This is a genomic window from Enterobacter asburiae, assembly GCF_024599655.1.
GTDB lineage: Bacteria > Pseudomonadota > Gammaproteobacteria > Enterobacterales > Enterobacteriaceae > Enterobacter > Enterobacter asburiae_D.
This window is the reverse complement of the sequence record NZ_CP102247.1, coordinates 588,084-614,729: the sequence shown is the minus strand read 5'-3', so window position 1 is coordinate 614,729 and position 26,646 is coordinate 588,084. Positions and strand designations below refer to the sequence as shown.

Annotated in this window: 19 protein-coding genes; 8 read left to right on the top strand and 11 right to left on the bottom strand. The window is 56.6% G+C overall.

Annotation, left to right across the window (positions count from 1 at the left end):
* Positions 1-37: 37 nt before the first annotated feature.
* The 5 genes from mtgA to lptF all read right to left on the bottom strand — a co-directional run bounded on the left by mtgA (position 38) and on the right by lptF (position 6,297).
* Positions 38-763, bottom strand: coding sequence for a monofunctional biosynthetic peptidoglycan transglycosylase (gene mtgA, locus NQ230_RS02925; RefSeq protein WP_121424779.1), 726 nt, complete (start codon positions 761-763; stop codon positions 38-40).
* Positions 760-1,413 (bottom strand): isoprenoid biosynthesis glyoxalase ElbB, encoded by a 654-nt coding sequence (gene elbB, locus NQ230_RS02920; RefSeq protein WP_257261304.1) that lies wholly within the window; start codon positions 1,411-1,413, stop codon positions 760-762. The genes mtgA and elbB overlap by 4 nt, the downstream gene beginning before the upstream one ends.
* Positions 1,414-1,645: 232 nt before the next feature.
* On the bottom strand, positions 1,646-3,979 hold the full coding sequence (gene arcB / locus NQ230_RS02915) for an aerobic respiration two-component sensor histidine kinase ArcB (RefSeq protein ID WP_257259883.1): 2,334 nt from the start codon (positions 3,977-3,979) through the stop codon (positions 1,646-1,648).
* 135 nt (positions 3,980-4,114) lie between these two features.
* Positions 4,115-5,197 (bottom strand): LPS export ABC transporter permease LptG, encoded by a 1,083-nt coding sequence (lptG, locus tag NQ230_RS02910; protein ID WP_029739610.1) that lies wholly within the window; start codon positions 5,195-5,197, stop codon positions 4,115-4,117.
* On the bottom strand, positions 5,197-6,297 hold the full coding sequence (gene lptF, locus NQ230_RS02905; RefSeq protein ID WP_024906345.1) for an LPS export ABC transporter permease LptF: 1,101 nt from the start codon (positions 6,295-6,297) through the stop codon (positions 5,197-5,199). The genes lptG and lptF overlap by 1 nt, the downstream gene beginning before the upstream one ends.
* 266 nt (positions 6,298-6,563) lie before the next feature.
* Between lptF and pepA the strand changes: the two genes are divergently transcribed.
* The 5 genes from pepA (at position 6,564) to ahr (ending at position 13,222) form a co-directional block, all read left to right on the top strand.
* Entirely contained in the window at positions 6,564-8,075 is a 1,512-nt protein-coding gene (pepA, locus tag NQ230_RS02900; protein WP_023309366.1) for a leucyl aminopeptidase, read from the top strand.
* A gap of 118 nt (positions 8,076-8,193) precedes the next feature.
* On the top strand, positions 8,194-8,637 hold the full coding sequence (gene holC / locus NQ230_RS02895) for a DNA polymerase III subunit chi (protein WP_008502815.1): 444 nt from the start codon (positions 8,194-8,196) through the stop codon (positions 8,635-8,637).
* Positions 8,637-11,492, top strand: a complete 2,856-nt coding sequence (locus NQ230_RS02890) for a valine--tRNA ligase (protein ID WP_121424782.1) — start codon at positions 8,637-8,639, stop codon at positions 11,490-11,492. The genes holC and NQ230_RS02890 overlap by 1 nt, the downstream gene beginning before the upstream one ends.
* Positions 11,493-11,615: 123 nt before the next feature.
* Positions 11,616-12,119, top strand: coding sequence for a GNAT family N-acetyltransferase (locus NQ230_RS02885; RefSeq protein WP_219321611.1), 504 nt, complete (start codon positions 11,616-11,618; stop codon positions 12,117-12,119).
* Between the two features lie 83 nt (positions 12,120-12,202).
* Positions 12,203-13,222 carry an NADPH-dependent aldehyde reductase Ahr gene (gene ahr / locus NQ230_RS02880; RefSeq protein ID WP_121424784.1) on the top strand — a complete coding sequence of 340 codons (1,020 nt, stop codon included), beginning with the start codon at positions 12,203-12,205 and terminating at the stop codon, positions 13,220-13,222.
* A gap of 90 nt (positions 13,223-13,312) precedes the next feature.
* Here ahr and NQ230_RS02875 read toward each other — a convergent pair whose 3' ends face one another.
* Positions 13,313-14,950 carry a dihydroxyacetone kinase subunit DhaK gene (locus tag NQ230_RS02875; protein WP_257259864.1) on the bottom strand — a complete coding sequence of 546 codons (1,638 nt, stop codon included), beginning with the start codon at positions 14,948-14,950 and terminating at the stop codon, positions 13,313-13,315.
* Between the two features lie 137 nt (positions 14,951-15,087).
* Here NQ230_RS02875 and NQ230_RS02870 point away from each other — a divergent pair, with 137 nt between their 5' ends.
* Positions 15,088-16,590: a helicase HerA-like C-terminal domain-containing protein gene (locus NQ230_RS02870; RefSeq protein WP_257259862.1), complete on the top strand. Its 1,503-nt coding sequence runs from the start codon at positions 15,088-15,090 to the stop codon at positions 16,588-16,590.
* On the opposite strand, the gene mnmL is transcribed toward NQ230_RS02870, so the two are convergent.
* Positions 16,570-17,511, bottom strand: coding sequence for a tRNA modification radical SAM protein MnmL/YtqA (gene mnmL / locus NQ230_RS02865; RefSeq protein WP_257261303.1), 942 nt, complete (start codon positions 17,509-17,511; stop codon positions 16,570-16,572). The genes NQ230_RS02870 and mnmL overlap by 21 nt on opposite strands.
* A gap of 687 nt (positions 17,512-18,198) precedes the next feature.
* On the opposite strand from mnmL, the gene gltB reads away from it, so the two are divergent.
* Together gltB and gltD are read left to right on the top strand one after the other, a co-directional pair.
* A complete protein-coding gene (gene gltB, locus NQ230_RS02860) occupies positions 18,199-22,659 on the top strand; it encodes a glutamate synthase large subunit (RefSeq protein ID WP_257259859.1) in 4,461 nt (1,486 codons plus the stop codon).
* A gap of 9 nt (positions 22,660-22,668) precedes the next feature.
* A complete protein-coding gene (gene gltD, locus NQ230_RS02855; RefSeq protein ID WP_023333622.1) occupies positions 22,669-24,087 on the top strand; it encodes a glutamate synthase subunit GltD in 1,419 nt (472 codons plus the stop codon).
* Between the two features lie 28 nt (positions 24,088-24,115).
* On the opposite strand, the gene sspB is transcribed toward gltD, so the two are convergent.
* The 4 genes from sspB to rplM form a co-directional block, all read right to left on the bottom strand.
* On the bottom strand, positions 24,116-24,613 hold the full coding sequence (gene sspB / locus NQ230_RS02850; protein WP_024906337.1) for a ClpXP protease specificity-enhancing factor: 498 nt from the start codon (positions 24,611-24,613) through the stop codon (positions 24,116-24,118).
* Positions 24,614-24,618: 5 nt separating this feature from the next.
* A complete protein-coding gene (gene sspA / locus NQ230_RS02845; RefSeq protein WP_023333624.1) occupies positions 24,619-25,257 on the bottom strand; it encodes a stringent starvation protein SspA in 639 nt (212 codons plus the stop codon).
* A 308-nt stretch (positions 25,258-25,565) separates the two neighbouring features.
* On the bottom strand, positions 25,566-25,958 hold the full coding sequence (gene rpsI / locus NQ230_RS02840; protein ID WP_003860436.1) for a 30S ribosomal protein S9: 393 nt from the start codon (positions 25,956-25,958) through the stop codon (positions 25,566-25,568).
* A gap of 15 nt (positions 25,959-25,973) precedes the next feature.
* A complete protein-coding gene (gene rplM / locus NQ230_RS02835; RefSeq protein WP_006178824.1) occupies positions 25,974-26,402 on the bottom strand; it encodes a 50S ribosomal protein L13 in 429 nt (142 codons plus the stop codon).
* Positions 26,403-26,646 lie beyond the last annotated feature (244 nt).

Here is a 26,646-nt window from a genome sequence, read left to right as displayed (position 1 = left end):
GTTCGCCCCTCGGCGGGTGGCGCTGCGCTTACCCGCCCTACATAAGATTATTACGCTGCATAAAACCCTCTCCGCCCAGCTGATTCATCTGGCGTATGATCCACGCCTGACGGCTTCGCACGTACCCTGATGGGGCACTGGCTTTAAAGCGGATGGGATTCGGTAAAACCGCGGCTAATAGCGCTGCTTCTGACATGCTCAGACGGCTGGCTGGCTTATTGAAATAACGCTGCGCGGCAGCTTCCACGCCGAAAACACCGTCGCCAAACTCAGCGACGTTGAGATAGACGGTCAGAATGCGTTTTTTGCTCCAGACCGTTTCCATCCCCAGGGTCAGCCCCGCTTCCAGCCCTTTTCGCACCCAGCTTCGACCATCCCACAGAAACAGATTTTTGGCCGTCTGCTGCGACAAGGTTGACGCACCGCGCACGCGGTTTTCATGGCGTTCGTTATGGGCTAACGCCTTCTCAATGGCCGCCACGTCGAACCCCCAGTGCTCCGGGAATTTCTGGTCCTCCGCCGCGATGACCGCCAGCCCCATGAACGGGGAGATCTCGTCCATGCTCACCCAGTCAGAGTGGGCAACATAGCCGAAATCGCCGCTGAACCACGCGCCGAGCTGGCGCTCAACCATAACGGCAGAGAACGGAACCGGCATAATGCTGAATAAAGCCAGCCCGCCTCCCCAGAATACCGCCAGTACAAGAACGATACGCCAGAGAATACGTTTCACCCCTGCGCCTGCGGCAAATTTACGCCTCATTCAGTCAGCACCAGCACGCGGGCCACCAGCTTTTCAATCCCTGAGGCCGCCTCAGCGATATTATTCGCCAGCATATACGCTGGTGTAGTGACAATTTTGTTATCTTCATCAACCACAATGTCATCAACCGGGCACGGAACGTGTTCGCCCCCCATTTCCTCGACGATCTCTGCGGTATCAATATCCGTCCCGATAGTCAGGCGCAGCGGGAAATCAAAAATCCTGGGCAGCATTGCCGGCGCGATGCAGATAAAGCCCAGCGGTTTTCCTGCCGCATGCATGGCCTGCGACAGTGCCTTTAAATGAGGATCGATCTGACACTCCGCGCCCTGCGCAGCAAAGGTACTGAGATTTTTGGCCGCGCCAAACCCACCCGGCACAATGAGCGCATCAAGCTCTGTAGGATCTGCCTGAATAAGAGGATGGATATCACCTCGCACAATACGCGCGGCTTCAATCAGTACATTACGGGTTTCCGCCATCGGCTCACCGGTCAGATGATTAATTACATCCGCCTGATTTTTGTCTGGCGCAAAACAAATAATCTCTGCTCCGTGCTTAGCCAGGGCCAGCAGCGTGATTACGGCTTCATGTATCTCAGAACCATCGTAAACACCGCATCCGCTCAGCACGACACCAATTTTTTTCATCATGACAATCCTTTTCTGCAACTTGCTGAAGCACATTAATAATTTTGATTAAAACGCTATGCTTCACACATTTCACTGATTCATGTAACAAACCATTTAAGATTTGCTATCTTATCTGCGTGCGGCCTAAATTTTTCAGGCAGCGCCCTTTCGAAAATAACTTTAAAAAACAGGCGCAGCCACGATTTCCCTGGTGTTGGCGCAGTATTCGCGCACCCCGGTTAAGCCGGGGTCATTTTTTTCTGGCATCGACCCAGGCTTTAAGCACCGCCACATCGTTTTGCCACTCTTGTTTCATCTCTTCAACCCAATCACCCACGTTATCTTCCCATGCAGGTAAATCAGGCGACTGAATCTGTTGACCCAGCTGCTGCAGGTGGCGTAAGCCAACCGAGCCGGCGGCACCTTTAATTTTATGTCCTTCTTCCACAATGCCCTTCTGGTCACGAGCCGTCAGGTTTGATTCCAGCACGCTCAGATAGCCCGGCATCATTTTTTCGAACACCGCCAGACCATCGGTAATCAGTTTCGGGCCGACCAAATCGATGTACTGCTCCAGCATCGCGGTATCGAGTATCGTTTGGGCTTTTGCGCTATCAACAGACGTCATGGTGCTCTCCTCTTCATCACGGGTATCCCAGAACTTCTTAATCATGGCGGTCAGAGCAGGCACCGCCAGCGGCTTGCTGAGTACATCGTCCATACCGGCATCGAGATACTCTTTTTTATCTTTCAGCACGTTCGCCGTCAGCGCCACCAGCGGCGGCAGTTCGTCGGCCGCATACTGACGCGTCAGCTCACGCGAGATATCCAGCCCGGTCATATCCGGTAGTTGAATATCCAGCAGGACAAGATCGTATTCGCCCGGTTTAAACATCTCGAGCGCGGCCTTACCGGTCATCGCGACATCCACGCTGTTGCCCAGTTTCTCCAGCACGGAGCGCGCCACAATCACGTTCAGCTCAATGTCTTCCACCAGCAGGACGTGCAGCGCAGGCAGCGGCATGTCGTCGTTTTCAAAGGTATCCTCAACCTCCTCAGCCACCGCCGGCGCATGCACCGTCAGCGTGAAGGTTGACCCTTTACCCGGCTGGCTGGCAACGGTGATATCGCCCCCCATGCTTTTCGCCAGCCGTTTAGAGACCGCCAGGCCAATGCCCGTTCCGGTAGCCGGTTTCCCGCCGTTGCTGTCCTTCACCTGGTAATACATCGCGAAAATTTTGTCCTGCTCCTCCTGCGGAATCCCCATCCCGGAGTCTTCCACCTCGAAGTGCAGCATATCGCCTTCGTCAAAACGGATGCGCACCGCCACCTGCCCCTTCTGGGTAAATTTCACCGCGTTGCTGATAAGGTTCCACAGGATCTGGCGCAGACGCGTGCCGTCAGTCACCACTTTATGCGGCAGCGGCAGGGTTGGCTCCATGATAAAACGCAGTCCCTTCTGCTGCGCCTGCAGGCCGGACAGGTTTTCGAGATCGGCAAGGAAGCTGGTGAAATCAACAGGCTGATTATCAAGCTGAACTTTACGGCGCTCCATCTTATCCATATCAATAATATCGTTGAAGATATTACCCAGCGTGACCGCTGAGACATGGATAGTCTTGAGGTATTTTTCCTGCTCAGCGGTCAGGTCGGTATCCAGCAGAATACGGCTCAGCCCGACAATGCCATTAAGCGGCGTACGCAGCTCGTGGCTGATAGTAGAGATAAAGGTAGTCTTGTCGCGGCTGGCGCGCTCCAGGGCGTCCTGATAGCGCTTACGCTCGGTGATATCGCGGCCAAAGCCCATCAGGCCATGGCGTTTCCCCACGCGGTCATAGTAGGGCACCTTACGGATCTCAAAGCAGGCTTTACGTCCGTCCGGGTAATCCAGCCACTGTTCATAGGTCAGCGAAACGTTATGGCGGAATACTTTTTCGTCCGTCTCCATGACCTTGGCCGCCGCCTCTTCAGAATAAACGTCCTGCGGCTTCAGGTTAATCAGCTGCTTCTCGCTTTTCCCGGTGAGCAACTCCATCGCCCGGTTACAGCCGGAAAACTCTTTATCTTCATTACGGTAAAACACCAGATCCGGTGAAGCATCGAGGAACGACCGCAGGAAAGAGGATTGCTGCTCAAGCTGGATCTGCGTGACCTCGCGCTCTTTCATTTCTATTTTCAACTGCTCCAGCGTGGTCTGACGCTCGGCCTCCGCCTTCTCACGATCTGAAATCTCCTGGTTCAGCTGCGCAATGTTGTCTTTGAGCTGGACGTTGAGCTTCAGGTCACGCTCGCGCATCTCTTCCAGTTTATCGACCAGTTTTGACAAACGCTGACGGGACTCTTCCAGCTGTTCAACCACCACGGAAAGGAAATAGACCGCCCAGGGAGTAATGAGCAAGCCAAAGAAGATGGAGCGGATGACGTCGATACTCTCGACCTGACCATGCAGAACCATGGTGACGGCCATTTGCACGACAATGGCCAGAACGACCAGCGCCAGCGCAAGCAGCATGGAGAAACGCACCAGCCCAAGCTTCATCATCAGGTCGACGTAATACTGGGCAAGCATTCGAATTTGCTTCATAGAGGATCCCTTCACGACTTTATCGCTCAATAATACTCAAATTCAGGGCGAGGCGTTGAAGGTTGTGAGAAAAAGTGCGGGGTGAAACAGGAGATTAGCCTCGCTCCCGGTTAACCGGAAGCGAGGAGAGGTCAATCAGGAGCGTTTCAACAACAGCCAGAGGCTGATAAGGAGGAAACTGGCGCTTGGCAGCAGCGCACCAATGATCGGTGGAATGCCATAAACCAGCGTCAGCGGACCGAAGATCTGGTCGAGCACGTAGAACACAAAGCCGAAGCTGATACCGGTCACCACGCGCACGCCCATCGGCACGCTGCGCAACGGGCCAAAGATAAACGACAGCGCCATCAGCATCATCACCGCCACGGACATCGGCTGGAAGATTTTGCTCCACATGTTGAGCTGATAACGTCCTGCATCCTGCCCGCTCGACTTCAGGTATTTCACATAGTTGTGTAACCCGCTGATGGAGAGCGCGTCAGGATCCAGCGCCACGACCCCGAGCTTATCGGGCGTCAGGTTGGTTTTCCACGTCCCGGTGACCGTCTGAGAACCGGCGATCTGTTTCGGATCGGTCAGGTCAGACTCATCTACCTGGGACAAACGCCACTGTTTATGTTCGGCGTCAAATTTCGCCGAAGAGGCGTGGCGGACTGACTCCAGACGGCGCTGGTCATCGAACGCGTAGATGCTCACCCCACCGAGTTCATCATTTCCCTTTACTCGTTCGATGTAGACGAAGTTTTTACCGTCTTTTGCCCATAAACCTTGTTGAGTCGAGAGCAGTGAACCGCCGTACATTGCCTGCGCACGGTAGTTACGCGCCATCTGTTCGCCCTGCGGTGCGACCCACTCGCCAATCGCCATGGTCAACAGCACCAGTGGGATCGCGGTTTTCATGACCGACAGCGCGACCTGCATGCGGGTAAAGCCCGAGGCCTGCATAACGACCAGCTCACTGCGCTGCGCCAGCATTCCCAGCCCCAGCAGCGCGCCCAGCAGGGCCGCCATCGGGAAGAAGATCTGCACATCTTTCGGCACGCTGAGCAGGGTATACATCCCCGCCCCCATCGCGTCATAGCTCCCCTGCCCGGCTTTTTTCAACTGGTCGACAAATTTGATAATACCGGAGAGCGACACCAGCATGAACAACGTCATCATGATGGTGGTAAAAATGGTTTTACCGATATAGCGATCAAGAACGCCAAACGCCTGCATTAGATGGCTCCTTTACGCGAGAATCGGGCACGTATGCGGCGCACAGGCACCGTATCCCACAGGTTTAATCCCAGCGCCAGTAAGATGTACAGGCTGTTGACGAACCATGTCCAGACCATAGGGTCCAGCTTACCCTTCGCGCCGTTAGAACGAATCGAGGTTTGCAGCAGGAAATAGATCAGGTAAAGCAGCATCGCCGGCAGCATAGAGAGCACGCGTCCCTGACGCGGGTTAACCACGCTCAGCGGAACGACAATCAGCGCCATCATAAACACGGTGAAGACGAGCGTAATACGCCAGTGGAACTCAGCGCGCGCTCGGTCGGTATCGGTATTCCAGAGGGTCCGCATGTCCATTTGCTCGGTATCCGTTGGATCGAGCGCCACCGCCTGATGGCCGATAATGGCCTGATAGTTCTGGAAATCCGTAATACGGAAGTCGCGCAGCATCGCGGTGCCTTCGAAACGGGTGCCTTTGTTCAGCGTCACGATCTGAGAACCATCTTTGCGCTGAGCAAGCTGGCCGGAGTCTGCAACCACCACTGACGGACGCGCGTTACCTTTGGGACGTAACTGCGCCAGGAATACGTCGTTGAATTTACTGCCGTCAACGCTCTCAATAAACAGCACGGAGTTGCCGTCGGTCGCCTGCTGGAACTGCCCCTGGGCTAACGCCGCCATGCCAGGGTTGGCTTTCGCCTCGGCCAGCACTTCGTCCTGATGACGGGAAGACATGGGGCCCGCCCACATCACATTCACCGCCGCAACAATGCCCGTGAACAGCGCCAGTATCATGGCCGCTTTCACCAGTACGGCTTTACTCAGGCCGCAGGCATGCATCACCGTGATTTCACTCTCGGTGTAGAGTTTCCCAAGCGTCATGAGCAGGCCAAGGAAAAGACTTAGCGGCAGGATGAGCTGCGCCATTTCCGGGATCCCTAAACCAAGCAGGGAAAGCACCAGATTTGTTGGAATTTCGCCGTCAACGGCCGCACCGAGGATCTTAACCAGCTTCTGACAGAAAAAAATCAGCAGCAGGATGAAGAGGATCGCCAGTTGGCTTTTGAGCGTCTCCCGCACCAGATATCTTATGATTATCACTTTAAATACGCCCGTAAAAACCCGTCTCTTTGCAGGAATTTCGCTTGTTTCATGGCTTAAACGTCATTTATTCTCTTGAGTCGTCGAAATCATCGCTAAGATTAAAACATCCAGCGGATTCACGCTTCAGGACTTTTTCTGACGTGTCGAAACCGTAGTAACGTAAGATTAACACGAAGTCACCACAACAGCGGACATGAGTTACGAAAGGTTTCAATTCTATCCGTAGCAGCCGCCGTTGTCTTTAAGATTCAGGAGCGTAGTGCATGGAGTTCAGTGTAAAAAGCGGTAGCCCGGAGAAACAGCGGAGTGCCTGCATCGTTGTGGGCGTCTTTGAACCACGCCGACTCTCCCCGATCGCCGAGCAACTCGATAAAATCAGTGACGGCTATATTAGCGCCCTGCTGCGCCGTGGCGAACTGGAAGGCAAACCTGGGCAGACGCTGTTACTGCACCATGTTCCGAACGTACTGTCAGAGCGTATTCTGCTGATTGGCTGCGGCAAAGAGCGCGAGCTGGATGAACGTCAGTATAAGCAGGTGATTCAGAAAACAATCAATACGCTGAATGATACTGGCTCAATGGAAGCCGTCTGCTTCCTGACCGAGCTGCACGTCAAAGGACGTAACACCTACTGGAAAGTGCGTCAGGCGGTTGAAACGGCAAAAGAGAGCCTGTACAGCTTCGATCAGCTGAAGACCAATAAAAGCGAGCCGCGTCGTCCGCTGCGTAAAATGGTCTTTAACGTGCCAACCCGTCGCGAACTGACCAGCGGCGAGCGCGCGATCCAGCACGGTCTGGCGATCGCAGCCGGCATTAAAGCGGCCAAAGATCTCGGCAACATGCCGCCTAACATCTGTAACGCGGCGTACCTGGCCTCTCAGGCACGTCAGCTGGCCGACGCCTACAGCAAAAACGTCATTACCCGCGTCATCGGCGAACAGCAGATGAAAGAGCTGGGGATGCACTCTTACCTGGCGGTCGGTAACGGCTCGCAGAATGAATCCCTGATGTCCGTCATCGAGTACAAAGGCAACCCGTCCGAAGACGCGCGCCCGATTGTACTGGTCGGTAAAGGCCTGACCTTCGACTCCGGTGGTATCTCCATCAAGCCTGCCGAAGGCATGGACGAGATGAAGTACGACATGTGCGGCGCGGCGGCGGTTTACGGCGTGATGCGCATGGTTGCGGAACTTCAGCTGCCTATCAACGTGATCGGCGTACTAGCGGGCTGCGAAAACATGCCTGGCGGCCGCGCTTATCGTCCGGGTGACGTGCTGACCACCATGTCCGGCCAGACCGTTGAAGTGCTGAACACCGACGCCGAAGGCCGTCTGGTGCTGTGTGACGTGCTGACCTACGTTGAGCGCTTCGAGCCTGAAGCGGTGATTGACGTCGCCACCCTCACCGGTGCCTGTGTGATTGCGCTGGGCCACCACATCACCGGCCTGATGTCGAACCACAATCCTCTGGCGCACGAGCTTATTGGTGCCTCAGAGCAGGCCGGGGACCGCGCATGGCGTCTGCCGCTAGGTGACGAGTATCAGGATCAGCTGGAGTCTAATTTTGCGGATATGGCGAACATTGGCGGACGTCCTGGCGGTGCGATCACCGCGGGCTGCTTCCTGGCACGCTTCACCCGCAAGTACAACTGGGCGCACCTGGATATCGCGGGCACCGCATGGCGTTCCGGTAAAGCCAAAGGCGCAACCGGCCGTCCAGTGGCGCTGCTGTCGCAGTTCCTGCTCAATCGTGCGGGTTTTAACGGCGACGAGTGATGTAAAACGCCGGGTGGCGGCTTCGCCTTACCCGGCCTACAGCGTCACTCAACCGTAGGCCGGGTAAGCGTAGCGCCACCCGGCTTTGCATTTAAATCCACGACAAGAAGCCCCATATATGAAGAATGCAACGTTCTACCTTCTGGACAACGACACCCATCAGGATGGCCTCAGCGCCGTCGAACAGCTGGTGTGTGAAATTGCCGCAGAACGTTGGCGCGCAGGTAAACGCGTTCTGATTGCCTGTGAAGATGAACAGCAGGCCATTCGCCTTGATGAGGCGCTGTGGGCGCGCCCGCCGGAGAGTTTTGTCCCGCATAACCTGTCGGGCGAAGGGCCGCGCGGTGGAGCACCGGTTGAAATTGCCTGGCCGCAAAAGCGCAACAGCAGCGCGCGCGATATTCTGATTAGCCTGCGGATAGATTTTGCAGATTTTGCCACCGCTTTCACAGAAGTGGTAGACTTTGTCCCTTACGAAGAATCTTTGAAACAACTGGCGCGCGAACGCTATAAAGCGTACCGCCTGGCTGGTTTTAACCTGAATACGGCAACCTGGAAATAATGGAAAAGACATATAACCCACGCGATATCGAGCAGCCGCTTTACGAGCACTGGGAACAGCAGGGCTATTTCAAGCCTAACGGCGACGAAAGCAAAGAGTCCTTCTGCATCATGATCCCGCCGCCGAACGTCACCGGCAGTTTGCATATGGGTCATGCTTTCCAGCAGACCATCATGGACACCATGATCCGCTACCAGCGCATGCAGGGTAAAAATACCCTGTGGCAGGCGGGGACTGACCACGCGGGTATCGCGACCCAGATGGTGGTTGAGCGTAAAATTGCCGCTGAAGAAGGTAAAACCCGCCACGACTACGGTCGCGACGCGTTCATCGACAAAATCTGGCAGTGGAAAGCGGAATCCGGCGGTACCATTACCCGTCAGATGCGCCGTCTCGGCAACTCCGTGGACTGGGAGCGCGAGCGCTTCACCATGGATGAAGGCCTTTCCAACGCCGTTAAAGAAGTTTTCGTCCGCCTGTACAAAGAAGACCTGATTTACCGCGGCAAACGCCTGGTAAACTGGGACCCGAAACTGCGCACCGCCATCTCTGACCTGGAAGTGGAAAACCGCGAGTCTAAAGGCTCCATGTGGCACATCCGCTATCCGCTGGCCGATGGCGCAAAAACCGCCGACGGTAAAGATTACCTGGTGGTGGCGACCACCCGTCCGGAAACCCTGCTGGGCGATACCGGCGTGGCCGTTAACCCGGAAGATCCGCGTTATAAAGATCTGATCGGCAAATTCGTGGTGCTGCCGCTGGTAAACCGCCGTATTCCGATTGTGGGCGACGAACACGCCGACATGGAAAAAGGCACCGGTTGTGTAAAAATCACCCCTGCGCACGACTTCAACGACTATGAAGTTGGTCGTCGTCACGCCCTGCCAATGATCAACATCCTGACCTTTGACGGTGATATCCGTGAAAGCGCAGAAGTGTACGACACCAAAGGCGAAGAGTCTGACGTTTACTCCAGCGACATCCCGGCGGAGTTCCAGAAGCTGGAACGCTTTGCCGCGCGTAAAGCGATTGTGGCTGCCGTTGACGCGCTCGGCCTGCTCGAAGAGATCAAACCTCACGATCTGACCGTGCCGTACGGCGACCGTGGCGGCGTGGTGATCGAGCCAATGCTGACCGACCAGTGGTACGTGCGTGCCGACGTGCTGGCGAAACCAGCTGTTGAAGCGGTTGAGAACGGCAGCATTCAGTTCGTGCCGAAGCAGTACGAAAACATGTACTTCTCCTGGATGCGTGACATTCAGGACTGGTGTATCTCCCGTCAGCTGTGGTGGGGTCACCGTATTCCGGCGTGGTACGACAACGAAGGAAACGTCTACGTTGGCCGCACCGAAGACGAAGTGCGTCAGGAAAATAACCTGAGCGCGGATGTTGCGCTGCGTCAGGACGAAGACGTGCTGGACACCTGGTTCTCCTCCGCGCTGTGGACGTTCTCCACCCTCGGCTGGCCAGAAAACACCGACGCGCTGCGTCAGTTCCACCCAACCAGCGTGATGGTCTCCGGCTTCGACATCATCTTCTTCTGGATTGCCCGCATGATCATGATGACCATGCACTTCATCAAAGACGAAGACGGCAAGCCGCAGGTTCCGTTCCATACCGTCTACATGACCGGTCTGATCCGCGACGACGAAGGCCAGAAGATGTCCAAGTCCAAGGGTAACGTGATTGACCCGCTGGACATGGTTGACGGTATCTCTCTGGAAGACCTGCTGGAAAAACGTACCGGCAACATGATGCAGCCGCAGCTGGCTGAGAAAATCCGCAAGCGCACCGAGAAACAGTTCCCGAACGGGATCGAGTCTCACGGTACCGACGCCCTGCGCTTCACCCTGGCGGCACTGGCCTCTACCGGACGTGACATCAACTGGGACATGAAGCGTCTGGAAGGTTACCGTAACTTCTGTAACAAGCTGTGGAACGCCAGCCGCTTCGTGCTGATGAACACCGAAGATCAGGACTGCGGCTTCAACGGCGGCGAAATGACCCTGTCTCTGGCGGACCGCTGGATCCTGGCGGAATTCAACCAGACGGTGAAAGCGTTCCGCGAGGCGCTGGACAGCTACCGCTTCGATATCGCGGCGGGCATCCTGTATGAATTCACCTGGAACCAGTTCTGCGACTGGTATCTGGAGCTGGCGAAGCCGGTGATGAACGGCGGTACTGAGGCGGAACTGCGCGGCACGCGCAATACGCTGATTACCGTTCTGGAAGGTCTTCTGCGCCTGGCGCATCCGGTCATTCCATTTATCACCGAAACTATCTGGCAACGCGTGAAGGTGATTGCAGGCATCAACGCCGATACCATCATGCTGCAGCCGTTCCCGGAATTCGATGCGGCTAAGGTTGATGAAGCGGCGTCCGCGGATACCGAGTGGCTGAAACAGGCGATCGTCGCGGTACGTAACATCCGTGCTGAAATGAACATCGCCCCTGGCAAACCGCTGGAGCTGCTGCTTCGTGGCTGCAGCGAAGCGGCTGTTCGTCGCGTCACCGAGAACAACACCTTCCTCAAGACCATGGCGCGTCTGGAAAGCATCACCGTGCTGCCTGCGGATGACAAAGGTCCGGTTTCCGTGACCAAAATCATCGACGGCGCCGAGCTGCTGATCCCGATGGCAGGCCTGATCGACAAGGACGCCGAGCTGGCGCGTCTGGCGAAAGAAGTGGCGAAAGTCGACGTGGAAATTGGCAAAATCGAAAGCAAGCTGGCGAACGAAGGCTTTGTCGCCCGCGCGCCGGAAGCAGTCATCGCGAAAGAGCGTGAGCGTCTGGTTGCTTTCGCCGATGCGAAGACCAAGCTGATTGAGCAGCAGGCGGTTATTGCCGCACTGTAATGCTTTTACCCCTTACGCTTCAGAGCGTAAGGGGTAACCTTCCTGAAAACTCCTCGCTTGCACTCCCCTTTCTGCGGTGCTATTAACAGCAGTTATGTGTCAATTTTTGTAATGAGTAATGCTATGAGCGTGATTACCCCCGTCGCGACGACGATGCGTCGGATCACTGAGCAGGATAATCCGGCTATCGCCGCCGTTATCCGCACCGTTTCTGCCGAATATGGCCTGACGGCTGACAAAGGCTACACGGTTGCAGACCCGAACCTGGACGAGCTTTTCCAGCTCTACAGCCAGCCAGGGCATGCCTACTGGGTAATCGAGCAGAACGACCAGGTTGTGGGCGGTGGCGGCGTGGCACCCCTCAGCTGCAGCGAGCCGGATATCTGCGAACTACAGAAAATGTATTTTCTGCCAACGGCGCGCGGGCAAGGGCTGGCGAAAAAGCTGGCGCTGATTGCGCTGGACCATGCGCGCAAGCAGGGGTTTACCCGCTGCTACCTTGAAACCACCGCTTTCCTCAAAGAGGCCATCGGCCTGTATGAACATCTGGGCTTTGAGCATATCGATGCGCCGCTGGGCTGTACCGGCCACGTTGATTGCGAAGTCAGGATGCTGAAAAGTCTGTAACTTTCGTTCCTGCCCTCTTCTGTTAAGCGGCTGTAAACTGAATGCTCTACACTCTCAGTTCACACCATAACGGGGGAAACACGATGTCGAAGATAAAAAGCTACGCCGCACCGCAGGCGGGTGCAGAACTTGAGCTGTACGAGTACGATGCGGGCGAACTAAAAGCAGAAGACGTCGAAGTACAGGTTGATTACTGCGGGATCTGCCACTCGGATCTCTCGATGATCGACAACGAATGGGGCTTCTCGAGCTATCCGCTGGTTGCCGGGCACGAAGTCATTGGCCGCGTCGTGGCGCTCGGTAGCGCCGCGCAGGACAAAGGGCTGAAAGTGGGCCAGCGCGTGGGCATTGGCTGGACGGCACGCAGCTGTGGTCATTGCGATGCCTGTATCAGCGGCAATCAGATCAACTGCCTCGAAGGCGCCATTCCCACCATTCTGAACAAGGGCGGTTTTGCCGATAAGCTGCGCGCCGACTGGCAATGGGTCATCCCGCTGCCGGACAGCATTGATATCGAATCCGCTGGTCCGCTGCTGTGCGGCGGTATCACCGTCTTTAAACCCCTGCTGATGCACCATATCACCGCCACCAGCCGCGTGGGCGTGATCGGTATTGGCGGTCTGGGGCATATCGCCATCAAGCTGCTGCACGCGATGGGCTGTGAAGTCACGGCGTTTAGCTCGAACCCGGCGAAAGAGAAAGAAGTGCTGGCGATGGGTGCGGATAAAGTCGTAAACAGCCGCGATCCTGACGCACTGAACGCGCTGGCTGGGCAGTTTGACCTGATCATCAACACCGTGAACGTGGATCTCGACTGGCAGCCGTACTTTGAAGCACTGGCCTACGGCGGTAACTTCCATACCGTAGGTGCCGTAATGAAGCCGCTGCCGGTTCCGGCGTTTACCCTGATCGGCGGGGATCGCAGCGTGTCAGGTTCCGCGACCGGTACGCCGTTTGAGTTGCGCAAGCTGATGAAGTTTGCCGGACGCACCAAAGTGGCCCCGACCACCGAACTGTATCCGATGTCGAAAATTAACGAAGCGATCCAGCACGTGCGTGACGGCAAAGCCCGCTACCGCGTGGTGTTGAAAGCGGATTTTTGATGTGACATTGCCGGGTGGCGGCTTCGCCTTACCCGGCCTGGATCCGGTTTTGTAGGCCCGGTAAGCGCAGCGCCACCGGGCTATTCTCACCTATCGCACCAGTGCAGAAAACACCTCTGCCACCGCGACCGCCCCCGGATCCATCACGCCGTCCAGATTCTCTTTATTCACATACGACGAGCGCCCTGCTCCGGCTTTCGCCATTTTCGCCGTTGCCTCTGCCCCCTGCTGTGCCGCCTGCGCCGCTGACTGAAGATCTTTTTTCTGCAACGCCTCCAGCGCCGGCTGTAGCGCGTCGATCAGGGTACGATCGCCGAGATCTGCCCCGCCGTACTGCTTCATCTGCGCCAGCCCGCCGAGCAATGCCTCCGGTAGCGGCTGCCCATCGTGAAGCTTTTGTCCGGCCGCCGTGAAGAAGATCGACATCAGCACCCCGCTCGATCCGCCCATCACCGTGGCCAGCCGCTCGCCCACCAGCAGCAGCAGCGTCGACACGTCGTTCAGCGGAAGTTTATGCTCCTCCAGGCGCTGCGCAATATCCCGCGCGCCTTGCGCAAAGGTAGAGCCGGTATCACCGTCGCCCACTTTGGCATCCAGCGCGTTCAGTCGGTTTTCCAGCTGGAGCAGCGTGCTGGTCACCGAGGAGACATATTCGCCCACCCGCAGATTGTCCGACGGGGTGTATTCCACGCGATCGTGGATGGCGCTATGCGACACGGTGCGCAGTGGCGCAAACGCCACGGGCTTCTGCCAGCCCAGCGTCTCGACCTCGGCGTGAATCGCCTTTTCGAAGAAATCGTTAAGCTTCAGCAGCGTGAGCGAAAAGCCCTTCATGTCCAGCGCGCTCACCAGCGGCGCGGGGCCAATCAGGTACGCGATCTCCTCTTTCAGCGCCGAATGCGCCAGCTCTTTGGTCAGCAGGGCCATCTCCAGCGCCGAGACGCCGCCAAGATTGTTAATCAATACCGCAAAGCGCCCCTCTCCCGCCTGCGCGCGCAGCGGCGTCACCAGCGTGTCGATAATGGCTTTGCTGTTCTGCGTATCCACGACGGAAGCTCCCGGCTCGCCGTGAATGCCCAGACCCAGCTCGACGTGACCTTGCTTAATGCGCCCCTCTTCCTCGTCGCTGCCCGGCAGGTTGCAGGTTTGCATCGCGACGCCCAGGCTCCACAGGTTGTCGCAGGCCTGTTGCGCAATATCCCGCACCTCGCTCAACGATTTCCCGTGCTCCGCTGCATAGCCCGCAATCTTATGCACCAGTGCCGTACCGGCAATACCGCGCGGCTGTTTGTTATCCGGCAGCGCGATATCGTCCGCCACGATCACCATCTCCACCTTCAGGCCATAGCGTTTGGCCTTTTCTGCCGCCAGGCCAAAGTTCAGGCGATCGCCAGTGTAGTTTTTGACGATCAGCAGACAGCCGCGATCGCCCGTGACCGCCACAATGGCATTCAGCACCGCATCCACGCTCGGCGAGGCAAACAGATCGCCACACACTGCCGCCGTCAGCATCCCTTTGCCGACAAACCCGGCGTGCGCGGGTTCGTGGCCTGAACCGCCGCCGGAGATCACCGCTACGCGGCTTTTGTCCCAGTCGCCGCGCGCGACGATCCTGATGGCCGGATCGATATCAAGTTTGACGAGGTTTGAGTGTGGCGCAGAAAGCAGTATGCCTTCAATGGCATCGTTGACCAGCTGTTTGCGATCGTTAAAGAAGAATCTGGACATAGTTTCCCACTATTTTGTGAACCGTATGCAAAAGCATAGTCCGCACTGGATAATGCGCCGCAAAGTCAGGAATTTACTCAACCAAATTGCTATCAGGTTGCCTATACTCCACCCAGGACAAAGAGAGGAAGCGCATCATGAGTACACCATTGTTAATTGCCCGGACGCTGGAAAAAGAGCTGTATTTACTGCCCGCGATGGCGAACCGCCACGGTCTGATCACCGGAGCGACCGGGACGGGGAAAACCGTCACCCTGCAAAAGCTGGCGGAATCGCTTTCGGAGATTGGCGTACCGGTCTTTATGGCTGACGTGAAAGGCGATTTAACCGGTGTGGCTCAGGAAGGGACGGCCTCTGAAAAACTGCTCGAACGGCTGAAGAATATTGGCATCACGGACTGGACGCCGCATAACAATCCGGTGGTGGTGTGGGATATCTTTGGTGAGAAAGGCCATCCGGTGCGTGCCACCGTCTCCGATCTCGGCCCGCTGCTGCTGGCCCGTCTGCTTAACCTCAACGACGTGCAGTCCGGTGTGCTGAATATTATCTTCCGCATTGCCGACGATCAGGGACTGCTGCTGCTTGATTTTAAAGATCTGCGCGCCATTACGCAGTACATCGGCGATAACGCCAAATCCTTCCAGAACCAGTACGGCAATATCAGCAGCGCCTCGGTGGGCGCCATTCAGCGTGGGTTGCTAACCCTGGAGCAACAGGGTGCCGAACACTTCTTCGGCGAGCCGATGCTGGATATCAAAGACTGGATGCGCACCGACAGCAGCGGCAAAGGCATCATCAACATTCTGAGCTCCGAGAAGCTCTACCAGATGCCAAAGCTCTACGCCGCCAGCCTGCTGTGGATGCTCTCCGAACTGTACGAGCAGTTACCGGAAGCGGGCGACCTGGAAAAACCGAAGCTGGTGTTCTTCTTTGACGAAGCGCACCTTCTGTTTAACGACGCGCCGCAGGTATTGCTGGATAAAATTGAACAGGTGATCCGCCTGATCCGCTCCAAAGGGGTCGGCGTCTGGTTTGTTTCACAAAACCCGTCGGATATCCCGGATAACGTGCTCGGCCAGCTTGGTAACCGCGTGCAGCACGCCCTGCGCGCCTTTTCGCCGAAGGATCAGAAAGCGGTGAAAGCCGCCGCGCAAACCATGCGCGCCAATCCTGCCTTTGATACCGAAGCGGCGATTCAGGCGTTAGGCACCGGTGAAGCGCTGATCTCGTTCCTGGATGCGAAGGGCAGCCCGTCCGTGGTGGAACGCGCCATGGTGATCGCGCCCTGCTCGCGCATGGGGCCGGTTACCGACGATGAACGTAACGGCCTGATTAACCACTCTCCGGTTTACGGGAAGTACGAAGACGAGGTGGATCGCGAGTCCGCGTTCGAGATGCTGCAAAAAGGGGTGCAGGCGACCACCGAATCGCAGGATGCGCCTGCCGCTAAAGGGCAGTCTGTCGCCGTGGATGACGGTATTCTCGGGGAGCTCAAAGACATTCTGTTCGGCAGCACCGGGCCGCGCGGCGGCAAGCGCGACGGCGTGGTACAAACCATGGCGAAAAGCGCGGCGCGACAGGTCACCAATCAGATAGTGCGCGGCATGCTGGGGAGTCTGTTAGGCGGCCGTCGCCGGTAGATGGGGAATCCACGGGCGGCCAAGCGCCGAACCCTGCACGCCGTTCTCCTGCAGATAACGGTCGATTTCCACCATCCCCGTCCAGCGGTTCTCACACCATAGCGGTGCCAGAAGCGTTGGACGGCGGGCGCTGGCCGAGATGCGGTGGTAGACGATTTCCGGCGGCGTGTGGCGAATCATCTCCCCCGCCGTCACCGTATAGTCCTCAAGCTCAATTCCGCTTAACCGCCCCGCTTCCCAGGCTTTCGCCATAATGCTTCCCGTAACGATATGCAGCGGGTGCAGCTTAATGCCGTCCACGCCGGTCTCAACCACCTTTTCCAGCGTTTCAAGGCCATGCTGTTGACCTTCACCGGGTAACCCAACAATCAGGTGTGAACAGACCTTCAGCCCTCGCTCACGGGCCAGGCGCGTGGTGCGCTGGTAGCAGGCAAAATCATGGCCACGGTTAATGCGGTGCAGGGTTTTGTCGTGCGCGGTTTGCAGGCCCAGCTCCAGCCAGATCTCGTAGCCTTGTTCTTTGTACTCGCTGAGCAGGTCCAGCACCGCGTCCGGCACGCAGTCCGGGCGCGTGCCCACGCACAGCCCAACGATGTTAGCCTGGCTGACGGCCTGCTGATACATAGCGCGCAGCACCTGCGCCTCCGCCCACGTGCTGGTGTAGGCCTGGAAATAGGCCAGATACTGCTTCGCGCGGTTCACCAGGCTGGCCTGATGGGCGAGCTGTTCCGCGATAGATTTATGCTGCTGGGCTTCGTCAGCAAAGGACGCTACGTTACAGAAGGTGCAGCCGCCGCGCCCGATGGTGCCATCGCGATTCGGGCAGCTAAACCCGCCGTGCAGCGTCAGCTTATGAACCTTTTGCCCGTACCGCTGCAAAAGATCCCCACCAAACATATTGACTAATTTCTGTAACTGCATAATCTGATAGACCGTCCCGGAGAAAGGGGACAAGCCTGCCACTTTTAGCCTCTGTCGGCGATGACCTGGATCAATCGCCCTGGACGGCCTTTATCTATATGAATAAATACTCAGGATTACTGCAATTTCATTCACGCTGCCCGTGATTACTTTTCCTTATGTTCTGATTGTTTTTTTCATTTATAGCGCCACCATTGAAAAACAGTGACTTTATGCGGGTTCGCAGTCAATGCCAGATTATTATTCTGCTATAAAACGGCTATTCAGCACGCTACATTGATAATACCGCTTTCATATAGTGAGTCAGATCACACTCCGCTACGTCCTGTCAGGGCATGCAATCAATGTAAAAATAGTTAAATACCCTTTAATTACAATGACATAAACTCTATTTAGCACATTTTTGTATAAATAAGATTGCCATTTGACCTGTGTACCAATTCCCGATAAGTTGGAAATCCGCTGGAAGCTTTCTGGATGAGCGGCCTGCTCATCATATTTATGCAGTAATTGAGATTCCCTCTGAAGCAAGTCCTCAAACTTGTTTACCTGCGCGAAAGGATGAAAAAGAGGGCGAATGCGAGGTCCGCGTATGAAACGCAAACCCCGTCGCCATGCTCTTTCTGTGCCTGTGCGCCACGGTAAAGTTCAGTGGGAAGCCCGACGAGCCTGGGGAGGTTCACTGATATGTTGTACGATAAATCCCTTGAGAAGGATAACTGTGGTTTCGGCCTGATCGCCCACATAGAAGGCGAACCTAGCCACAAGGTAGTGCGTACTGCTATTCACGCACTGGCCCGAATGCAGCACCGTGGCGCGATTCTTGCCGATGGTAAAACGGGCGACGGTTGCGGACTGCTGCTGCAAAAACCGGATCGTTTCTTCCGCATCGTGGCGGAAGAGCGCGGCTGGCGTTTAGCCAAAAACTACGCTGTCGGTATGCTGTTCCTGAACCAGGATCCTGAAAAGGCTGCCGCCTCACGCCGCATCGTCGAAGAAGAACTTCAGCGTGAAACCCTGTCGATTGTCGGCTGGCGCAATGTGCCAACCAACGAAGGGGTGCTCGGTGAAATCGCCCTCTCCTCGCTGCCTCGTATTGAACAGATTTTTGTTAACGCGCCTGCGGGCTGGCGTCCACGTGATATGGAACGCCGTCTGTTTATCGCCCGCCGCCGCATTGAAAAACGTCTCCAGGATGATAAAGAGTTCTACGTTTGTAGCCTCTCTAACCTGGTGAACATCTATAAAGGTCTGTGTATGCCGGCTGACCTGCCGCGCTTCTACCTGGACCTGGCGGACCTGCGTCTGGAATCGGCCATTTGCCTGTTCCACCAGCGCTTCTCCACCAACACCGTTCCACGCTGGCCGCTGGCTCAGCCGTTCCGCTACCTGGCGCACAACGGCGAGATCAACACCATCACCGGTAACCGCCAGTGGGCCCGCGCCCGTACCTATAAGTTCCAGACGCCACTGATCCCTGACCTGCACGATGCCGCGCCGTTCGTGAACGAAACCGGCTCTGACTCCAGCTCAATGGATAACATGCTGGAACTGCTGCTGGCAGGCGGGATGGACATCGTGCGCGCCATGCGTCTGCTTGTGCCACCGGCCTGGCAGAACAACCCGGATATGGACCCCGAGCTGCGCGCGTTCTTCGACTTTAACTCCATGCACATGGAGCCGTGGGACGGCCCGGCGGGCATTGTCATGTCCGACGGTCGCTTCGCTGCCTGTAACCTGGACCGTAACGGTCTGCGTCCGGCACGCTACGTCATCACCAAAGACAAGCTCATCACCTGCGCCTCTGAGGTCGGTATCTGGGATTACCAGCCTGACGAAGTGGTCGAGAAGGGCCGCGTCGGCCCGGGCGAGCTGATGGTTATCGACACCCGCGGCGGGCGCATTCTGCACTCAGCCGAAACCGATCACGATCTGAAAAGCCGCCATCCGTACAAAGAGTGGATGGAGAAGAACGTGCGTCGCCTCGTGCCGTTCGAAGATTTATCGGATGAAGAAGTGGGTCGTCGCGAACTGGACGACGATATGCTTGCGAGCTTCCAGAAACAATTTAACTACAGCGCGGAAGAGCTGGACTCTGTTATTCGCGTACTGGGTGAAAACGGTCAGGAAGCGGTCGGCTCCATGGGTGACGATACCCCGTTTGCCGTGCTCTCCAGCCAGCCGCGCATCATTTACGATTACTTCCGTCAGCAGTTCGCGCAGGTCACCAACCCGCCGATCGACCCGCTGCGTGAAGCGCACGTGATGTCGCTGGCGACCAGCATCGGTCGCGAGATGAACGTTTTCTGCGAAGCAGAAGGCCAGGCGCACCGTTTGACCTTTAAATCCCCGATCCTGCTGTACTCCGATTTCAAACAGCTCACCACCATGAAAGAGGAGCACTACCGCGCCGACACGCTCGATATTACCTTCGACGTGACCGAAGCGAGCCTCGAAGAGACGGTGAATGCGCTGTGTGACAAAGCCGAACAGATGGTGCGTAACGGTACCGTTCTGCTGGTGCTGTCCGACCGCAATATCGCGAAAAACCGTCTGCCGGTGCCTGCCCCGATGGCGGTTGGCGCTATCCAGACGCGTCTGGTCGATAAGAGCCTGCGCTGCGACGCCAACATCATTGTTGAAACCGCCAGCGCCCGCGACCCGCACCACTTTGCCGTGCTGTTAGGCTTCGGTGCGACGGCGATCTACCCGTACCTGGCCTACGAAACGCTGGCACGCCTGGTGGATACCCGCGCGATCGATAAAGATTACCGCGCGGTGATGCTGAACTACCGTAACGGCATCAACAAAGGTCTGTACAAGATCATGTCCAAAATGGGCATATCGACCATTGCCTCCTACCGCTGTTCGAAGCTGTTTGAAGCGGTCGGCCTGCATGACGAAGTCGCCAACCTCTGCTTCCAGGGCGTGGTCAGCCGCATCGGCGGCGCCGGTTTTGCTGACTTCCAGCAGGATCTGGTGAACCTGTCCAAACGCGCATGGCTGGCACGTAAGCCGCTGGATCAGGGCGGTCTGCTGAAATACGTCCACGGTGGCGAATACCACGCCTATAACCCGGACGTGGTGCGCACGCTGCAGCAGGCGGTTCAGAGCGGTGAATACAGCGATTATCAGCAGTACGCTGAACTGGTCAACAACCGTCCTGCGGCAACGCTGCGCGACCTCATTGCCCTGAACCCGGGTGATGAAGCGGTCAGCATTGACGAGGTTGAGCCTGCATCCGAACTGTTCAAACGCTTCGATACCGCGGCGATGTCCATCGGCGCGCTGAGCCCGGAAGCCCACGAAGCGCTGGCGGAAGCCATGAACAGCATCGGTGGCAACTCCAACTCCGGCGAAGGCGGTGAAGACCCTGCGCGTTACGGCACCAACAAAGTGTCCCGCATCAAGCAGGTGGCATCCGGTCGCTTTGGCGTGACGCCTGCGTACCTGGTCAACGCCGACGTGATCCAGATTAAAGTCGCTCAGGGTGCTAAACCGGGCGAAGGCGGTCAGTTGCCGGGTGATAAAGTTACCCCGTACATCGCCAAACTGCGCTATTCCGTGCCGGGCGTGACGCTGATCTCCCCGCCGCCGCACCACGATATCTACTCTATCGAGGACTTAGCGCAGCTGATTTTCGACCTGAAGCAGGTCAACCCGAAGGCGATGATCTCCGTGAAGCTGGTTTCCGAACCGGGCGTCGGCACCATCGCCACCGGCGTGGCGAAAGCCTATGCGGATCTCATCACCATCGCCGGCTACGACGGCGGTACCGGCGCTAGCCCGCTCTCCTCCGTGAAATACGCGGGCTGTCCGTGGGAGCTTGGCCTGGTGGAAACCCAGCAGGCGCTGGTGGCTAACGGTCTGCGTCACAAGATCCGCCTGCAGGTGGACGGTGGCCTGAAAACCGGCCTCGACATCATCAAAGCGGCGATCCTCGGCGCGGAAAGCTTCGGCTTCGGTACCGGCCCGATGGTTGCGCTCGGCTGTAAATACCTGCGTATTTGCCACCTGAACAACTGCGCAACCGGCGTGGCTACCCAGGACGAGAAGCTGCGTAAGAACCACTATCACGGTCTGCCGTTCAAAGTAACCAACTACTTTGACTTCATCGCGCGCGAAACCCGCGAGCTGATGGCGCAGCTGGGCGTTAAACGCCTGGTGGACCTGATTGGCCGCACTGACCTGCTGAAAGAGCTGGAAGGCTTCACGGCGAAGCAGCAGAAGCTTGAGCTGTCTAAGCTGCTGGAAACCGCGCAGCCGCACCCTGGCAAAGCGGTCTACTGCACCGAGAACAACCCGCCGTTCGATAACGGCGTGCTGAACGCGCAGCTGTTGCAGCAGGCGAAGCCGTACGTGGACGACAAGCAGAGCAAAACGTTCTGGTTTGATATCCGCAACACCGACCGCTCCGTGGGCGCTTCCCTTTCCGGTTATATCGCGCAAACGCACGGTGACCAGGGGCTGGCAGCGGATCCAATTACCGCGCACTTCAGCGGTACCGCGGGTCAGAGCTTCGGCGTATGGAACGCAGGCGGCGTTGAGCTGTACCTGACCGGCGATGCCAACGACTACGTCGGTAAAGGCATGGCAGGCGGTCTGCTGGCGGTGCGTCCTCCGGTCGGCTCAGCCTTCCGCAGCCACGAAGCCAGCATCATCGGTAACACCTGCCTGTACGGCGCGACCGGCGGTCGTCTGTTCGCAGCAGGCCGTGCGGGCGAGCGTTTTGCGGTGCGTAACTCCGGTGCTATCACCGTGGTGGAAGGCATTGGCGATAACGGTTGTGAATACATGACGGGCGGGATTGTTTGCGTAATGGGTAAAACCGGCGTGAACTTCGGCGCGGGCATGACGGGCGGTTTTGCCTACGTCCTGGATGAAGACGGTGAGTTCCGCAAACGCGTGAACCCGGAGCTGGTAGAAGTGCTGGACGTTGATACGCTGGCTATCCATGAGGAACACCTGCGCGGTTTGATTACCGAACACGTGCAGCATACCGGTTCTTCGCGCGGCGAAGAGATCCTGGCGAACTGGCCGGCGTTCTCTGCGAAATTCGCGCTGGTTAAGCCGAAGTCCAGCGATGTTAAAGCCCTGTTGGGTCACCGTAGTCGTAGCGCAGCAGAGCTGCGCGTGCAGGCGCAGTAAGGAATTCAGATGAGCCAGAACGTATACCAGTTTATCGACCTGCAGCGTGTTGATCCGCCAAAGAAACCGCTGAAGATCCGCAAAATTGAATTTGTTGAAATCTACGAGCCGTTTTCAGAAGGCCAGGCCAAAGCGCAGGCAGACCGCTGCCTGTCCTGCGGTAACCCTTACTGCGAATGGAAGTGTCCGGTACACAACTACATCCCGAACTGGCTGAAGCTGGCCAATGAAGGGCGTATTTTTGAAGCCGCCGAGCTGTCTCACCAGACAAACACCCTGCCGGAAGTGTGCGGCCGCGTGTGTCCTCAGGACCGTCTGTGCGAAGGCTCCTGTACGCTGAACGACGAGTTCGGTGCGGTGACCATCGGCAACATCGAGCGCTATATCAACGATAAAGCGTTCGAGATGGGCTGGCGTCCGGATATGACCGGCGTGAAGCAAACCGACAAGCGCGTGGCAATCATCGGTGCGGGCCCGGCGGGCCTGGCCTGTGCGGACGTGCTGACCCGCAACGGCGTGAAGGCGGTGGTCTTTGACCGTCATCCGGAAATCGGCGGTCTGCTGACCTTCGGTATCCCGGCCTTCAAGCTGGAGAAAGAGGTCATGACCCGTCGCCGTGAAATTTTCACCGGCATGGGTATTGAGTTCAAACTGAACGTGGAAGTGGGCCGCGATGTGCAGCTCGACGACCTGCTTAAGGATTACGACGCCGTGTTCCTGGGCGTGGGCACCTATCAGTCCATGCGCGGCGGTCTGGAGAACGAAGACGCGCCGGGCGTGTACGATGCGCTGCCGTTCCTGATTGCCAACACCAAGCAGATCATGGGTTATGGCGAAACGGCCGAAGAACCTTTCGTCAGCATGGAAGGCAAACGCGTGGTGGTGCTGGGCGGGGGAGATACCGCGATGGACTGCGTGCGTACGTCTATTCGTCAGAACGCGGCACACGTGATCTGCGCCTACCGTCGTGACGAAGAGAACATGCCGGGCTCTAAACGCGAAGTGAAAAACGCGCGTGAAGAGGGCGTGGAATTCCAGTTCAACATCCAGCCTCTGGGTATTGAAGTGAATGCCAACGGTAAAGTGAGCGGCGTGAAGATGGCGCGCACCGAGATGGGCGCACCGGATGCGAAAGGCCGTCGTCGCGCCGAGATCGTCGCCGGTTCTGAACACGTGATCCCGGCCGATGCCGTGGTGATGGCGTTCGGTTTCCGTCCTCACAGCATGGAGTGGCTGGCGAAGCACAGCGTCGAGCTGGATTCACAGGGCCGCGTGATTGCGCCAGAAGGTAGCGATAATGCGTTCCAGACCAGCAACCCGAAAATCTTCGCCGGTGGCGATATCGTTCGCGGTTCTGACCTGGTGGTGACGGCGATTGCCGAAGGCCGCAAGGCGGCTGACGGTATACTGAACTACCTGGAAGTATAAAAAAAACAGGCCCGATTGGGCCTGTTTTTTATTTCACGACGCGAAGTGCCGGACGACCACCGCGCGGAGGCGGATCGTCATCAGGGTCATTGTCGTCGTGATGATCGGGTTTATCGCCATCAATAAGTGACATCACCGTGTCGCTTTCGCGCTCATCGGATGCGTTGTCATCATTCAGGCTGGCAACATCTTCATCATACGCCGCTTCCGGCTCGAACATGGTACCCGCACCGTTTTCACGCGCGTAGATAGCCAGCACGGCTGCCAGAGGTACGGAAACCTGACGCGGCACGCCGCCGAAACGCGCGTTGAAGCGCACTTCATCGTTTGCCAGCTCCAGGTTACCCACCGCACGCGGCGCAATGTTCAGTACAATCTGTCCGTCACGCGCGTATTCCATTGGAACCAGCACGCCAGGCAACGTCACATCCACAACCAGGTGCGGCGTGAGCTGGTTATCCAGCAGCCATTCATAGAAGGCGCGCAGCAGATACGGACGGCGTGGGGTAAGTTGTGACATTTCCACAGTCATTAGCCTCGGCCGAGACGCATTTCACGTTCCGGTTCAGTTAAAGATGCCAGGAAAGAGTCGCGTTCAAATACGCGAGTCATATAGCCCTTCAGCTCTTTCGCGCCAGGACCGCTGAACTCTACGCCCAGGGTTGGCAGACGCCACAGCAGCGGTGCCAGGTAGCAATCCACCAGGCTGAACTCATCGCTCAGGAAGAACGGTTTCTGGCCAAACACCGGGGCGATAGCCAGCAGCTCTTCACGCAGCTGCTTACGCGCAGCGTCGGCTTCAGAAGCAGAACCGCTGACGATAACGTTCATCAGCGAGTACCAGTCTTTTTCGATACGCTGCATGTACAGGCGGCTTTCGCCACGCGCGACAGGGTAAACAGGCATCAGTGGCGGATGCGGGAAACGCTCATCCAGATATTCCATAATGATACGGGATTCCCACAGGGTCAGCTCGCGATCCACCAGCGTCGGTACGCTTTGGCTCGGGTTGAGATCGATCAGATCCTGAGGCGGGTTATCCTTTTCCACATGCTCGATCTCAAAACTGACACCCTTCTCGGCCAGCACGATACGAACCTGATGGCTATAAATGTCAGTAGGACCAGAAAACAGCGTCATTACCGAACGTTTGTTGGCAGCGACAGCCATGAAAACCTCCAGGTATATTCAGAATTTTTACTGCTACCAGCCCAACAGGGGCCAGCCAGATGTTGTATCGCCCATCCCAGAGAAAACACATTGTTCAAGAAACGAACAAAAATCGAGTATTCACCGATATTTGGGCAGAAAATTGGATGATAGTTTACCAGATTTTGATGGCTTTGTGGTGAGGGGATTCTGGAAATGTGGAAAAAGAGAAGATATATGCATGGAGATTGTGGATAACCTGCACATTATCCATAAAAAAACCCGCCGAAGCGGGTTTTTCGCCAATCGTTCTGCGTAAGCAGAATGGATTAACGTTTGGAGAACTGTGGACGACGACGTGCTTTACGCAGACCCACTTTCTTACGTTCAACCTGACGCGCGTCACGAGTAACGAAGCCAGCTTTACGCAGTTCAGAACGCAGGGATTCGTCGTACTCCATCAGAGCGCGGGTGATACCGTGACGGATCGCACCTGCCTGACCGGAGATACCACCACCTTTAACGGTGATGTACAGATCCAGTTTTTCTACCATATCAACCAGTTCCAGCGGCTGGCGAACTACCATGCGGGCAGTTTCGCGACCGAAGTATTGTTCCAGAGAACGCTGGTTGATTACGATTTTACCACTGCCCGGTTTGATGAAAACGCGAGCTGCGGAACTTTTGCGGCGACCAGTGCCGTAGTATTGATTTTCAGCCATTGCCTATAATCCCGATTAGATGTCAAGAACTTGCGGTTGCTGTGCCGCGTGGTTGTGCTCGTTGCCTGCGTAAACTTTCAGTTTACGGAACATAGCACGACCCAGCGGGCCTTTTGGCAGCATGCCTTTAACCGCGATTTCAATCACACGCTCAGGACGGCGGGCAATCATCTCTTCAAAGGTCGCTTCTTTGATACCACCGATGTGGCCGGTGTGGTGATAGTACACTTTGTCAGTACGCTTGTTGCCGGTTACAGCAACTTTATCAGCGTTCAGAACGATGATGTAATCACCGGTATCAACGTGCGGAGTGTATTCCGCTTTGTGCTTACCGCGCAGGCGACGAGCCAGTTCAGTAGCCAGACGGCCCAGAGTTTTACCGGTCGCGTCAACAACATACCAGTCGCGCTGTACGGTTTCTGGTTTAGCTGTAAAAGTTTTCATTAAAAGCTTACCCAAATAAATAAGTTACACGTTGGTGAACACCCAAACGTTTAGTCAGTTGAGGCTCACACGACAAAGTCCGGCAAACCTACCCCTTCGAATAGCACATGCCGACACATAGAAAGTTTTGGGAAAAAAACCTTCTCGTAACGTGGGGTCGCAAGATTATAGAGAAGTTGAGGTCAAAGATCGACCCTTAAATGCGATTTGGAATGGGTTTTTCGGGGGTGGGTATTGTGCTGTC

Excerpts from the sequence above, each read along its gene's own strand:
- NQ230_RS02890 (WP_121424782.1), top strand. The coding sequence starts at position 8,637 with ATGGAAAAGACATATAACCCACGCGATATCGAGCAGCCGCTTTACGAG.
- sspA (WP_023333624.1), bottom strand. The coding sequence starts at position 25,257 with ATGGCTGTCGCTGCCAACAAACGTTCGGTAATGACGCTGTTTTCTGGT.
- lptG (WP_029739610.1), bottom strand. The coding sequence starts at position 5,197 with ATGCAGGCGTTTGGCGTTCTTGATCGCTATATCGGTAAAACCATTTTT.
- ahr (WP_121424784.1), top strand. The coding sequence starts at position 12,203 with ATGTCGAAGATAAAAAGCTACGCCGCACCGCAGGCGGGTGCAGAACTT.
- gltB (WP_257259859.1), top strand. The coding sequence starts at position 18,199 with ATGTTGTACGATAAATCCCTTGAGAAGGATAACTGTGGTTTCGGCCTG.
- gltD (WP_023333622.1), top strand. The coding sequence starts at position 22,669 with ATGAGCCAGAACGTATACCAGTTTATCGACCTGCAGCGTGTTGATCCG.
- mnmL (WP_257261303.1), bottom strand. The coding sequence starts at position 17,511 with ATGCAGTTACAGAAATTAGTCAATATGTTTGGTGGGGATCTTTTGCAG.
- NQ230_RS02870 (WP_257259862.1), top strand. The coding sequence starts at position 15,088 with ATGAGTACACCATTGTTAATTGCCCGGACGCTGGAAAAAGAGCTGTAT.
- NQ230_RS02875 (WP_257259864.1), bottom strand. The coding sequence starts at position 14,950 with ATGTCCAGATTCTTCTTTAACGATCGCAAACAGCTGGTCAACGATGCC.
- holC (WP_008502815.1), top strand. The coding sequence starts at position 8,194 with ATGAAGAATGCAACGTTCTACCTTCTGGACAACGACACCCATCAGGAT.
- mtgA (WP_121424779.1), bottom strand. The coding sequence starts at position 763 with ATGAGGCGTAAATTTGCCGCAGGCGCAGGGGTGAAACGTATTCTCTGG.
- arcB (WP_257259883.1), bottom strand. The coding sequence starts at position 3,979 with ATGAAGCAAATTCGAATGCTTGCCCAGTATTACGTCGACCTGATGATG.
- NQ230_RS02885 (WP_219321611.1), top strand. The coding sequence starts at position 11,616 with ATGAGCGTGATTACCCCCGTCGCGACGACGATGCGTCGGATCACTGAG.
- rpsI (WP_003860436.1), bottom strand. The coding sequence starts at position 25,958 with ATGGCTGAAAATCAATACTACGGCACTGGTCGCCGCAAAAGTTCCGCA.
- rplM (WP_006178824.1), bottom strand. The coding sequence starts at position 26,402 with ATGAAAACTTTTACAGCTAAACCAGAAACCGTACAGCGCGACTGGTAT.
- elbB (WP_257261304.1), bottom strand. The coding sequence starts at position 1,413 with ATGAAAAAAATTGGTGTCGTGCTGAGCGGATGCGGTGTTTACGATGGT.
- pepA (WP_023309366.1), top strand. The coding sequence starts at position 6,564 with ATGGAGTTCAGTGTAAAAAGCGGTAGCCCGGAGAAACAGCGGAGTGCC.